The 14,137-nt window shown below is 41.4% G+C and carries 10 protein-coding genes; all 10 read right to left on the bottom strand.

The genetic code is table 11. The features are described 5' to 3' along the window. Positions 1–109 precede the first annotated feature (109 nt). A complete protein-coding gene (locus BMZ99_RS12645) occupies positions 110–2,800 on the bottom strand; it encodes a sensor histidine kinase (protein WP_090937666.1) in 2,691 nt (896 codons plus the stop codon). A gap of 40 nt (positions 2,801–2,840) precedes the next feature. After that, the gene (kdpC, locus tag BMZ99_RS12650; protein WP_090937669.1) at positions 2,841–3,416 is read right to left on the bottom strand and encodes a potassium-transporting ATPase subunit KdpC; all 576 of its coding nucleotides are present in this window, start codon (positions 3,414–3,416) and stop codon (positions 2,841–2,843) included. 41 nt (positions 3,417–3,457) lie between these two features. Continuing rightward, the gene (gene kdpB, locus BMZ99_RS12655; RefSeq protein ID WP_090937672.1) at positions 3,458–5,491 is read right to left on the bottom strand and encodes a potassium-transporting ATPase subunit KdpB; all 2,034 of its coding nucleotides are present in this window, start codon (positions 5,489–5,491) and stop codon (positions 3,458–3,460) included. 16 nt (positions 5,492–5,507) lie between these two features. Further along, on the bottom strand, positions 5,508–7,211 hold the full coding sequence (gene kdpA, locus BMZ99_RS12660) for a potassium-transporting ATPase subunit KdpA (protein WP_090937674.1): 1,704 nt from the start codon (positions 7,209–7,211) through the stop codon (positions 5,508–5,510). Positions 7,212–7,213: 2 nt separating this feature from the next. Further along, the gene (kdpF, locus tag BMZ99_RS27570) at positions 7,214–7,309 is read right to left on the bottom strand and encodes a K(+)-transporting ATPase subunit F (RefSeq protein WP_090937676.1); all 96 of its coding nucleotides are present in this window, start codon (positions 7,307–7,309) and stop codon (positions 7,214–7,216) included. Between the two features lie 253 nt (positions 7,310–7,562). Then, positions 7,563–8,576, bottom strand: a complete 1,014-nt coding sequence (locus BMZ99_RS12670) for an alpha-hydroxy-acid oxidizing protein (protein WP_245754953.1) — start codon at positions 8,574–8,576, stop codon at positions 7,563–7,565. 208 nt (positions 8,577–8,784) lie between these two features. Continuing rightward, positions 8,785–10,458, bottom strand: coding sequence for a methyl-accepting chemotaxis protein (locus BMZ99_RS12675; protein WP_090937682.1), 1,674 nt, complete (start codon positions 10,456–10,458; stop codon positions 8,785–8,787). A gap of 135 nt (positions 10,459–10,593) precedes the next feature. Further along, entirely contained in the window at positions 10,594–11,418 is an 825-nt protein-coding gene (locus BMZ99_RS12680; RefSeq protein ID WP_090937685.1) for a GNAT family N-acetyltransferase, read from the bottom strand. Positions 11,419–11,597: 179 nt separating this feature from the next. Then, the gene (nirJ1, locus tag BMZ99_RS12685) at positions 11,598–12,767 is read right to left on the bottom strand and encodes a putative heme d1 biosynthesis radical SAM protein NirJ1 (protein WP_175490543.1); all 1,170 of its coding nucleotides are present in this window, start codon (positions 12,765–12,767) and stop codon (positions 11,598–11,600) included. A 302-nt stretch (positions 12,768–13,069) separates the two neighbouring features. Beyond that, positions 13,070–13,660, bottom strand: coding sequence for a YdcF family protein (locus BMZ99_RS12690; protein ID WP_245754951.1), 591 nt, complete (start codon positions 13,658–13,660; stop codon positions 13,070–13,072). Positions 13,661–14,137: the final 477 nt, after the last annotated feature.

Genomic DNA, 14,137 nt, shown 5'->3' on the forward strand with positions numbered 1-14,137 from the left:
TTTGCATTTCTTCGCGACCTTCGCGGTTTTCATAACGCTATACACTTTATTAATCAATAAAACTTATACTTGCTAGTCTCGTAAGAAAAATGTTTATATTTTTAAAAAACTATGCCATATACATTGGAGGCTGCTCTTCCCATGGAAGGGTGAAGGTCATGACTGCACCGCCTCTTGGTCGATTCTCAGCTTGTATGGTTCCGCCATGAGCCTCAATAATTCCCTTACATATTGATAAGCCTAATCCTGTACCATTGACCTTCTTAGGCTGCTCAACTCGATAAAATTTATCAAAAACTCGCATTACATTTTCCGCTGGAATACCCGTTCCCCGATCAGCTATTGATACTTGTATGGCTGCTTTGTCCTGGCTGGCAGTAATAACAATCTCACTGCCTTGCGGGGAATACTTACAGGCATTATCCAGCAGATTCACCATGACTTGTTCAAGAAGCACACAGTCAGCCTTTATCATTGGTAAAGCTGGTGCTATATTCACAAGTAACTCTCTTCCTTTAATACACTCTCCAACTCGCCTAAGAGCTGTTCCCGTAATATCCTCGATATCACACCAATCTTTTTTAAGCTGCATCATCCCGCTTTCTAATCTGGCAGTATCCAAAAGATTGGAAACCAGACGGTCCATGCGATCGGCTCCTTCTTTCACCGTTTCCAACAACTCTTTTTTATCATTCTCCGAATAGACACCGTCAGTATCCATTAAACCAGATATCGCACCAGTAATAGAAGACAAGGGCGTCCGCAGCTCATGAGAGATAGAATTAAACAACGCGGTGCGCAGCTGATCTGATTCAGCCAGCAATGCTGCCTGCCTGGCTTGTTCTGCTAATTTCACTCTTTCAACAGCAATCGCTGCTAATCCTGCCCAAGCTTCCATTAATCGTTTTTGGGGGGAAGTGAGTATTTCCTCATGAATTTCAATGCCTAACACACCGACCGTATTCTGACTTGTCGTTAAAGGCAAATACATATATCTCGCCCCTGGCAATGTATCTGTACAATGTCCGGCAATTTCACCATGTTCAAATGTCCAAACCGCTACTGCTCTTTCACCAGCATCCTCATCGATTTTTACTGGTCCAGCCTCAGCAGCCAACACTAATTTCTCATTTTCTTGAGGTAAAAATACGGCTACCGATTTATCTAACGTTTGCCACACCTGTTCTGCCAAAATACCAACGATTACACCAATATCTACCACTGCTGCAATTTCACGGCTAAAGGAGTACAATGCTCCAGTTGTTTTTTCTCGCTGCCTAGCTAACGTTGCTTCTACACGCAATTTTTCAGTTTGTCCGCCAATAATAAAGGAAACGAAGAGAAAAAGAGGCAAACTCCACATATAAGGAAGATCCGATATACTAAAAGTAAAGATCGGCGCGATAAAGAAAAAATCGAAGAAAATAGCACTGCATAATGCTGTCATATAGGCTGGACCTTTCCCCCACCACACCGCAGACAAGAGTACTGGTAAGAAATACAGCAACATAAAATGTACTGGCTCAAGGTAATGACGCCACCACCAGTTCCCTGCTGTCATTACGATAATCATTAATAATCCCGCTATATAATGCCACCAATGAATTACTTTTTTAGGAGCTATAGTTTTAACCTTAGGCTCATCCTTTACCTCCGTATTCCCCTGGATGACATGAATATTGATGCCCCCGCTGTAGCGAATGAGTTTATCAACCACTGCACCGCCGTTCAACCACTCCCAAAGACGTCCTCGCAACGGCTTGCCAACCACCAAATGGGTAACATTATGTTCCCTTGTCATTCTTAGAATTTCCTCTGTCAAATCTTTACCCACGATGCTGATGGTCTTTGCTCCTAATTCGTCAGCTAAACGCATATTGCGAAAAATGCGATCCCGCTCTCTTTCACTAGAGCCCGACCGTCTCGGTGTATCAACATGCACAGCCAATAGTTCTGCCTGCAAACCGCGAGCTAATCGCCGAGCCGCCCGAATCAGTTGAGCAGAAAAGGGGCTAGCGCTCACGCAAACCATTACCCGTTCACCCGCTGGCCAAGGCCCAGGAATATCATGTTCCTGCATATATTCATTTAATTCTTTATCCACCCGATAGGCTGTAAATCGCAGAGACAGTTCCCGCAGGGCATTAATATTTCCTGGGCGGAAAAATTTGTTCAACGCTAATTCTGCCTGATGAGGCATATATATTTTGCCTTCCTTCAAGCGCTTAATGAGTTCATTGGGAGGAATATCAATTAATTGCACTTGATCAGCCTGCTCCACAATACTATCAGGCACGGTTTCCCGCACTGTTACACCAGTAATTTGAGCCACAATATCATTCAAACTTTCGATATGTTGAATATTGATTGTCGTAGATACATCAATACCAGCGTTTAATATTTCTTCTACATCCTGAAATCTACGGACATGGCGAGAACCAGCCGCATTGGTATGGGCCAGCTCGTCAACTAACACGATTTGAGGTCTGCGTGCCAAAATAGCATCAATATCCATCTCATGCAAAATCTTGCCTCTGTACTCAATTTCCTTTGCTGGCAAACGAGGCAAACCCTCCACCATTTTTTCCGTTTCTTGGCGTTTATGGGTCTCAACCCAGCCAATTACAACATCCGCACCAGAATCCAGCATCTCATGAGCAGTTTTGAGCATGGTGTAGGTTTTACCAACACCGGCAGCTGCACCTAAAAATACTGTAAGTTTACCTCTGGTCTCTTTATTTAACTTTGCCAGCAATACATCAGGGTCTGGGCGCTTTTTTTCTTTACTTGCCTCAGGCATATCATTGCCTCCATTATGTTAATCATCGTACCTATTTTATTCACTTTAACCTGTCGAGTGCCATATTAAGAGCTAACACATTCACCCGTTCTGCACCTAAAAAACCGAATTGTCTTACCTGAACATGACTGGTCACAAGCCCTCTTATCTCATTTTCCGATATACCCCGCTCAGCAGCAATACGATTCACCTGCAAATAGGCTGCTTCAGGGGATGTGTCAGGATCAAGACCACTAGCGGATGCCATAACCAAATCAGAGGGTATTGAAACACTTTCAGCAATCTGATTTTCACTGCGTATCTTCTCAATATTACCGTTTACTGTATCCACTAACTTTTTACTTGTTGGTCCCAAGTTTGATCCTGATGATCCAGCAGCATCATATCCATCTGTACCAGCTGAGGATGGACGACCATGAAAATATTTTGCTGCTGTAAAATTCTGCCCCAACAAAATCGAACCAACTGCTTTGTCATTTACATAAACCAGTGAACCATTGGCTTGCTTAGGAAAAACAGCCTGTGCTACCCCAGTCATAGCCAAAGGATACGCAATACCAGTAACAACCGTCAATAGGAGTAGTAAGCGTAAAGCACTTATTGTTTGTTTCCACATGATACTTCAACTTCCTTTTACTGTATTTGATTCGATCATTGTTATACTAAATGAAAAATAACTAGCAATACATCAATCAACTTGATACCAAGGAAAGGTGCTGCTAAACCACCAAGACCGTAAATAATCAAGTTTCGACGTAAGATTATATCTGCACCTAAGGGTTGATACATTACACCATGCAGCGCTAAAGGTACCAGACCAATAATAATCAGAGCGTTAAAGATTACAGCGCTTAAAATAGCACTCTCAGGCGTAGATAATCTCATAATATTAAATACACCGAATGCTGGATAGGCAACGGAAAACAGTGCTGGAATGATGGCAAAATACTTGGCAACATCATTCGCAATACTAAACGTCGTCAAGGATCCCCTAGTCATCAATAGCTGTTTACCAATTTCTACGATTTCAATCAACTTCGTAGGATTGCTGTCAAGATCCACCATGTTGCCAGCTTCCTTCGCTGCCTGCGTGCCGCTATTCATAGCCACTCCCACATCTGCTTGGGCCAAAGCCGGAGCATCATTGGTGCCATCGCCAGTCATGGCTACCAGCATCCCTTTGTCCTGATACTCTCGAATCAAAGCCAACTTCCCTTCCGGAGTAGCTTCAGCCATAAAATCATCCACCCCAGCTTCCGCAGCAATAGCAGCAGCCGTTAATGGATTATCCCCTGTAATCATGACGGTTTTAATACCCATTTGCCTAAGCTCTTTAAATCGTTCTTTAATGCCGCCTTTAATGACGTCTTTTAAGTGAATGGCCCCAAGCACCCTAGAACCTTCAGCTACTACTAAAGGCGTACCACCACTTTTAGCAATACCCTCGCAGGCAAACTTAACATTCTCAGGCAATTCGCTCCCTTTTTCTCGTACATATTTTTGAATCGCATCCACAGAACCTTTGCGTATTACCTTATCTTTTAGATTTACCCCACTCATACGCGTATGAGCACTAAAAGGAATAAACTCAGCTTCTAAATTCGTTAAATCCCGTTCTCGTAAATTGTATTTCTGCTTGGCTAATACCACAATGCTGCGCCCTTCCGGTGTTTCATCCGCTAAAGAAGCCATCTGTGCTGCATCTGCCAGCGCCTCCATAGAAACGCCTGCAGCGGGAATAAATTCAGTTGCCATACGGTTCCCCAAGGTAATTGTACCTGTTTTATCCAGCAATAGCACATCTACGTCTCCGGCCGCTTCTACCGCTCTTCCAGACATAGCCAGCACATTACGCTTCAATAGCCGATCCATACCCGCGATACCAATGGCACTTAATAAACCGCCGATTGTCGTCGGGATCAAGCATACAAGTAAAGCAATCAGGACCGTAATGGAAAGATTGATTCCTGAGTAGCTGGCATAGGGGTATAGTGTCGCTACTGCTGCTAAGAACACAATGGTTAAGCCAACCAACAAAATCGTTAAAGCAATTTCATTGGGAGTTTTCTGGCGTTTGGCTCCTTCAACCAGAGAAATCATACGATCTAGAAAAGTCTCACCTGGATTAGCAGTTACTGCAACCTTAATCCAGTCCGATAATACCCGAGTACCACCAGTAACGGAAGATTTATCTCCTCCTGACTCACGAATCACGGGAGCCGACTCACCCGTTACCGCGCTTTCATCCACCGTCGCCATGCCTTCAATAACCTCTCCGTCACTGGGAATGATATCACCAGGCTCCACCAATACGATATCGCCTTTTCTTAGGCTAGCAGCCTCAACCACCTGTGGTTTGTCATGGATTATTTTTTTTGCCTGTGTTTGCGTACGAGTCTGTCTTAATGCCTGAGCCTGGGCTTTACCCCGGCCCTCAGCTATCGCTTCGGCAAAATTGGCAAACAATACAGTAAACCAAAGCCATACTGTGATTTGTAAAGTAAAAGATGTATTTCCCGCACTTCCCTGAAATAAATCACGAAAAACAAATCCAGTTGTTAACCAAGAGCCAATCAATACAATAAACATGACTGGATTTCGCACCTGCACCTTAGGATTCAATTTAAATAAAGCTTCACGGCAGGCTTGCATCAGAATTTTTTTATTAAAACCGTTTGCGTTTGCACTCATAGCCTTTTCCTCCTTGTTAAAAAGTCACACCTTGCAGCATTAGTAAATGTTCAATAATAGGTCCTAACGATAATGCTGGCAAAAAGGTCAATGCTCCTACCATGATGACAATTCCAGCTAACAATAGAACAAACAAGGATCCTGCTGTTGGAAAGGTTCCAGGTCCAGGAGGTGATACTCTTTTTTCTGCCAGACTTCCAGCGATAGCCAAAACAGGTATAATTACACCAAAACGTCCTATTAGCATAGCCGCTGCTATCATCAAATTGTAATATACGGTATTGGCACTTAAACCGGCAAAGGCACTGCCATTATTACCTGCAGCAGAAGTAAAGGCATATAATATCTCACTGAAACCATGCGGTCCAGCATTGTTAAGACCAGCAAGGCCTGCATCAGCCATCACAGAAATAGCACTGCCAAATAGTATCGTTACCGCAGGAATCAAAATAGCAATAATCGCCATCTTCATTTCATTCGCTTCAATTTTTTTACCTAAATACTCAGGTGTGCGGCCAACCATCAATCCTACGATAAAGACGGTCAGCATAACAAACATCATCATGCCATAAAGGCCTGCACCAACACCACCGATTACGACTTCCCCTAACATGATCTGCAGCATCGTTACCATACCGCCTAGTGGTGTAAGGCTATCATGCATGGTATTAACTGCCCCACAAGAGGCTGCTGTTGTCACGGCAGCAAATAAGGCGGAACCGTTTATACCAAAACGCATATCTTTGCCTTCCATATTTGTGGGTTCACTCACTCCGCTATGGCCTGCTATTGGACTGCCATAGATTTCACTGGCATAGAGTCCGCCAAGGCTTACAGAAAATAATAAGAGCATCGCTGCCAGTATTGCATATCCCTGACGCCGATCCTTGATCATATTCCCAAACATAAATACCATTCCCGTAGGAATAAGAAAAATGCTCAATACCTGAACTAGATTCGTGAAGGGAGTCGGATTTTCAAAAGGATGAGCCGAATTGGCATTGAAAAATCCACCGCCATTAGTACCTAATAATTTAATCGCCTCCTGTGAGGCTACAGGTCCCATAGCAATTGTCTGCTGCCCCCCTTCCAGGGTATCTACTGCCACATAAGCAGAAAGATTTTGAATCATGCCCTGCTGCATAAATATAATGCTCACTACAATGGACAAGGGCAGCAAGATCCATATCACACTCCGCACCATGTCAGACCAAAAATTCCCGATTGTTTTAGTTGTCTTGCGAGCCAGCCCTCGAATCAGCGCTACTGCAACTGCCATACCTGTTGCTGCAGAAAGAAAATTTTGTACTGTCAGCGCTGCCATCTGTGTAAAATAACTCATCGTAGTTTCGCCGCTATAAGCCTGCCAGTTCGTATTTGTCATAAAACTAGCTGCTGTATTAAAAGCCAAGTCAAAAGGCACTGCAGCCAAGCCTTCAGGATTCCATGGCAGTATAGTCTGCAATTCCTGTATAGCTACTACAGCAGCCAACCCTAATAGGTTGAAGATAAAGAGTCCGCTGGCATACTGCCTCCAATTCATCTCTCGGACGGCATCGATTCCCGCTAAACGATATAAAGTCTTTTCTAATGACAAAAAGATAGTATCAAACATCGTTCTTTCACCACTATAGACTTTTGCCATATACTTTCCCAAGGGCCAAGCCATGAGAAGCAACAATACAAAAAATACAATAAATAATAATACATCTGTAATCATATCTAAAACTCCTCCGGTTTTAATAATGCATATATTAGATACACAAATAGACCTAATGACACTAAACCTGCTATCCATAAATCAATCATAACGACCATCCTCCCATTGAAGTCCCCTACAAGATTATTGTAACCCCATCCCCCATAAAGAAGGCGTCAAGAAAAACTCCATGGATGTAAAGAAAATGTAAAAATATCAAACCTATTTATCAAAGCCTAACGATCTAATATTGCAAAATACCAAACTAAACTAATTTTAGTAAGTTACTTATATAGAAAAAACCGCCCTTACAGGCGGTAAAACAGCATATTAATGATTGATTTCATTAACAGAAGGGATATTATAACCTATTTATTTACGCCATAAAACTTCAGGAGGAATTTCCTTAACACTCTTACAGCCTGTTAAAATCATAGCAGCCTTTAACTCACTTGTGTACTTATCAATTATCATTTTTACACCTTCTGTATTTCCACCATAAGCACCCATGATCAGCGGCCGGCCAACTAGAACTCCATCTGCCCCTAATGCCAACAATTTCAATACATCAGCTCCAGAACGTACCCCGCCATCAGCTAATATGGTAATTTTCCCCTTCACTGCCCTGGAAATTTCCGTCAATACATCTGCCACACCAGGAGTATGATCCAGCACCCTGCCTCCATGATTCGAGATGACAATCGCATTTGCTCCTACTTCTACACATTTGACAGCCTCATCCACCGTCATAATTCCTTTGATAATAAAGGGCAGAGCGGTAGATTGTATCAGCTCTATAAGCTGTTCCGTAGTTTTCGGACCAACAGGCTGCCCTTTTAAGGCCATAGTAATTAGCCCTGCTCCATCAAGGTCTGTTCCTACTGCTATGGCGCCAGCTTTTTCAGCTAATTTAAAAAGCTCAATGATTTCTTTATTACTCACACGAGGTTTTATGATGGCAATTCCCTGCCCAGCTTTGCGGATAGATGCTAAACCATCCTCATACATACTAGGATTAGCCGGATCACCAATCCATCCGATACTTCCCGCCAAATGACTACCTTCTACAAGAGCTGAAACCATGTTGAATTCTGTCAAAGCCTCTCCTGCATTAATCACCGCGCCAGTAATTGGCGCTCCCATAATTGGAGTTTTGAGCTGCTGACCAAACATCTCGATTGTCGTGTCAGGCTGTAAGGAATCATGTATGACTCGCAAGTTCAATTTCAAGCTGGCAAGAGCCCTGACATTTTCAGTGAAGGCCTCGCCTGTTCCTGTCCCCCCCATGCCGGGAACTTCTCCTGCACAGGCCCGTCCATTACAAACCGGACACACTCGGCATTTGCCGACCATCTGTTTTCTTGCATTTTCTCTTAGTTCTCTCATATCCACAACGATTCCCCCTACTTATAAATTATCTTACTTTTGTCCTCTAGAAACTATACTACATCAATTTTTTGGAAGAAACAAACATAAAAATTAAACGATAAACCACAAAGATGCAGAAATGTCCATTTATAAACCCTTATAATCGAAAAAAGAACTCACCTGCCTCAAGAGGCTAGTGTGTTCTTATCGAACCTTAAGATATTCACTAACTTTTAAAGTGAGAAATAGAACGTTGCAGTTCTTCTGCTAACTTTGCCAATACCTGGCTGGAAGAAGCAATCTCTTCAATTGACGCGGATTGCTCTTCTGTTGCTGCTGATGCTGTTTGGGTCCGACTAGCATTGTCCTTGCTAATGGCAGCGATATTACCGATTGAGACAACAATTTGCTGACTTTTGTCAACAATGCTATGGGTGAACTCTGAAATATCCTGCATTTGAGAAGATACTTGATCTACGGAACCAGCAATTTCGTTAAAAGACTGTCCGGCCAAATTGACTGCTGTATTGCCTTTTTGCACTTCTTGCGATCCAATCCTCATAGCCTGCACTGCTTTATCGGTATCTCCCTGAATTTCATGAATGAGGTTTCCGATCTCTTTGGTAGCATGCTGGGACTGTTCAGCCAGTTTTCGTACTTCTTCAGCAACAACAGCAAAACCTCTGCCATGTTCTCCTGCCCTTGCGGCTTCAATCGCAGCATTAAGAGCAAGAAGATTTGTTTGCCCAGCAATATTGGCAATGGTATCGACAATCTGCCCAATTTCCTGAGAATGTCCTCCTAATTTAGCAATCACTTCCGCCGATTTGACTGTAGACTGTTCCACTTGCAGCATTTGAGTAATAGCAGCCTCAATAGCTTCTCCTCCTGCCTTTGCACAATTAGCAGCCTGCTGGGCATTTAATGATACCTGATTCGTTTGAACAGCAACCTGCCCAATGCTGACAGCTAGCTGTCCAATGCCCGCTATATTTTCATTCACAATCATGACCTGCTCATCCGATCCCTGAGCTACTTCCATAATAGAGGTAGCAACTTGATTGACAGCATGAGCAGATTCTTCGGCACTAGCTGTCAATTCTTCTGCAGAAGCAGCAACTTGTTCTGCATTCGATTGTACATCGGTAACCATAGAACGCAAAGTTGTTATCATCTTGCTAAAGGCCCGAATTAAATGACCAACTTCATCTTCAGACGTAACATTCGCAGCAAAATTCAAATCACCGCTTACCATATGCCCCGTCATTTGTATGATCGGTTTTGTTATGATACGCGCCATATAAAGACCTAATAGAATACCGATACTAATTGCAATAGCTGAAGCAGTGAGTATACCAATCATAATGTTCTTCGCCAGCTCTTGAGCCTGCTGTTTTTGATCAGCCGCCTTATCCAACGTAAATGTTACCAACTGGTTAAAATCAGTTTCCAATTCTTTACGAGTTTTTCGACCATCTCCAAATGATACCTGCTTTGCTTCTTCTACACGTCCAGCTGAATAAAGGTCAATAACAGCGTAATTGCTTTGGGTAAAACGAGTGTGGGCGGCATCGATTTTACTTAATAGCTCTTGTTGCTCCTTAGTCATGGTCAGTCCTTTAAGCAATACAATACGTTTTTTTATATTATCCGATTTTTCGCCAATTTCCTTACGAAATTCCTGACTTCCAGTTAACAAGAATCCGCGTTCGTCATTGGCTTGTCCAGTAAAATAATATTGTATCTCTCGTAAATGAATCACCGTAATGTCTGATTGGTTTGTAATTGCCTCATAGGCTGATTGTAAATTTTTAAATCCGTAAATGGAAGATATGGTTACTACAATGACTAAAAACGATAAGACCGTGTAGCCTATAATTAGTTTTGTTTTGATCTTCACAGAGTTCTCCTTCTATTAAAATTCTTACTTACATGCCTGAAGTAATGTTCTTATATTAACTCATTCATTTTTAAGATTCAATCACAATTACACTTTTTTCATTCGATTTTGTAAAACAGCATATGAAACAGTTCTCTACACCTGAAATTTAATTAGAAGATAATCATCAAAGTACGAAAACCCTAAAGAAGTATAAGCTCGTACTGCGGAAAAATTATTTTTACGTACAATCAACGTAGGAGTCTTTCCACGCTTGATAATATTATGACACAATTTAGATACAAGTGCCTTACAATATCCTTTCCCCCGCTCTTCCTCTACGGTATAAACACCGCCAATCTGATTAATTTTATCCGTACATGCTTGGATATATGCCTGGGCAACCATTTTATCTTTTGCCATAAAAAATAATAGTTCTTCCTCAATCCCACGCTGCTCTACAAATGCTTCGACTTCTTCTAGGCTGTATTGTTGGTGAAAGCCATGCCAATAGGCATCTTTTACAAAAGTTACTACACGATGATGTTCAAGCTCATTTGCTTCCGCAACACTGCTGCCTTCTAACTGAAAAGGCTTTAAACTCTCATTTACAAAATAACTGCTATCCTGATATGCTAACGTGTTTTTCTCTCCGGAAATGATCTCGTACAAAGGCTGGACAAACCTCTTCATACCGATTAAAGCCTCGAGGGAACGCTGTGTCATAATCTGGGCAAATGGCTCAATGGCTTCCTCTTCATGAAATAAAGGGATACAGCTTCCCATATTATAAAAAGGCAATATGCCTACTAAGCGGCCCTTTAAAAAATAACCGTAGTAATCGCCGCATCTTCTTTGGTCTTTACAATTGTCTAAACCAAATTCTAGTACATTCCCTAAGATAAAAGCACTGGCAAAACGCTCTTGCCTTAAATATTGAATTACCTCATCCCTATTCTTTTCACTAAGCAATAAGATCATTCTACTCCCCCCTTACTAGGCTATTCTTTTAGAAAAGGTTCTGTAATGAGGGTTATATTCCTGCCAAAAATATATGGTCCGTCAATAAAATAAGAGACTTTACTGATTTCTTTATTTTCGAAAGAAAAATACTGCCACCTTATGGTGGCAGTATCATATCCAGAATTATAAATGATTCGTTATTTTACAATACCGATTTCTTCATCCGTCAAATAACAGGCAGGATCCGACTCCCAAAAATCACCTGTAGCAGCTTCCGCACGAGCACGGAAATTGCCATTACAGACATTTAGCCATTTACAGATACCGCAGCGGCCTTTTAATAGTGCTTTGCGATCCTTTAACCCTGCAAGAATAGGATTGGACTCATCTGTCCAGATATCGCCAATTGCCCGATCACGAACATTTCCAAAAGTATAATTTTGGGTAAACTGATCCGAATGAACATTGCCTAAAGGATCAACATTGCCAAAGGCTATACCTGATCGGTTGCCGCCATTGCGCATCATCAAATTCCATACCTTCTCGGCACGGACAGGATCCTTCTTTAGAGACTGCAAATACAAATATACAATATCCGCATGGTTATCAACAGTAAGTATTTCACAGGTTTTATCTAATTCTTGAGCCTTAGCCATAATAAGATCCATAGCTTGACGAGACTCCTCATGAGTGACATCATGCTCCATCATCTGAGAAGCTCTGCCGGAATACACCAAATGATAAAAGCAGACTCGAGGAATTCTTTCTTCCTTTATTAAGCGAAAAATATTTTCTAAGTCATGAAAATTATATCGGTTAATGGTAAAACGCAAACCAACACGCTGTCCTACATCCAGACAATTGCGAATACCTTCCAGAGCTTTCTCAAAAGCTCCTTGCTTACCACGGAATTTATCATTAGCCTCACCTAAACCATCGAGGCTAATACCCACATAACCTACATTTAGTGTTTTAATATCTTTTGCTAATTGCTTGTCAATTAATGTCCCATTAGTAGAAAAAGTAGAACGTATGCCATATTTATTCGCATGTTCCACCAATTCAAAAACATCAGGACGAATAAGTGGCTCTCCTCCTGATAACAGCAAAACAGGGACCTTAAAGGCGGCACAGTCATCAATAAATTTTTTAGCCTCTTTCGTTGTTAGCTCACCATCATATTTTTTCCCATCGGAATCAGAGTAGCAATGTACACATTTCAAATTACAGGTTCGTGTAATATTCCAAGAAAGTACTGGTCCCATACCTTGCGCAGCACCATGACGTTGTCCATGAACACCAGGAGCATAACGCAATGAATCCCCAAAATTTTCTGTATCGCAAAGCAATTTGCTTACACCAATCATATTTTTCACTCTTTTCTCAATATTTTTCATTAGTAGAATCGCAAAAAGTGACCTACTACTTATACATTCTTAGCATATTGTAACAGTCTTATATAGGAAATGTCTATACTTAGTCCTTTTAAAATTACATCCTTTTTTTGTACTAGTACCTTGTCAGCTTTAAAACAGTAGGATAATGGCAAGGCTATTTTTCGCAGCACAAGGCGAAGGAGGGAAACATACCGGGAGTATGCCGACCGACGACAACGAAGGGGTGCGGAGAATAGACTGTCAGTATCCACTGATTTAGGGCTGATAAGGTACTAATACCACCGGACTGCTAAAATGCCAACGTATTCTTTCAATGCCAAACTTATATTTTGCAACGCTCCTGCAGAAGGCCACAATTGATGAAGTTCAAATTGATTTTTTATGTTGCTTTGATAATCGGTTGGATACGGCAGAACAGTTACCTCTGCTTTTTCAAATTGCAATACAGACCGTTTCATATGAAAAGCCGAGGTCACTAAAATAGGCTGTTTAAATTCATACTTCTCTAGAAGAACTTTCGTATACATCGCATTTTCTGTGGTATTTAGACTTTTATCTTCAATAATAATTTTCTCTTCTGGAACCCCTAACCCAAGCAAAATAATTTTACTGATTTCCGCTTCACACCCTGTAGTCTCTAAAACTTTCCCCCCTGATAAGATTATCGGAATATGCAGCTTTTGATACAGTTGAGCCGAAGTTAAAAGACGATTAGCAGCAAAACCTGACAAATGACCTATTCCATTGACATTTGGTGTATCAAGGGTCGCTCCGCCTCCCAGCATAACAATAACATCTCCGTCTACTATACTTGGAACCTGATACTCTTTTTCTAAAGCTCCTATTAACCGGTCACTTAGCAATGAAATGGTGCATAAATAAAACACCACTGTAAATAACCCTATTATATTTGCTAATTTCCGATGCTTCTGGAAGGCGTACAAACATAAAAAAAATAAACCCACTATAATAATCCCTGGGGGGAATAAGAAGGTACTATATAGAAACTTAATAAAATATACCATATTTTCGCCTCCATACTTGACAATTGACATCCTAACTCTTTAGCCTCATTATAACTCGTCCTATTGCAAGATGCAAAAAAGCAAGAAAATCTTTCGCTCTCTTAAAAGTATAGCCGTTTTTTAAACACAACGTCACAAAGCTGCTTATGCGAACATGAGAACATAATAGGTACTAAAATAAATAGGTCTAATGTGTCCTCCGCCTCTAATATCCTCTTAAACTTATCTATTCTATATCATAGGACAAACATCTTATTATTCAGTACTTCTTCGAAAATATTTTGAGATATCGAGTCATACATTGTATAATCTTAC

Source organism: Pelosinus propionicus DSM 13327 (assembly GCF_900114615.1).
GTDB classification, from domain to species: Bacteria; Bacillota; Negativicutes; order DSM-13327; family DSM-13327; genus Pelosinus; species Pelosinus propionicus.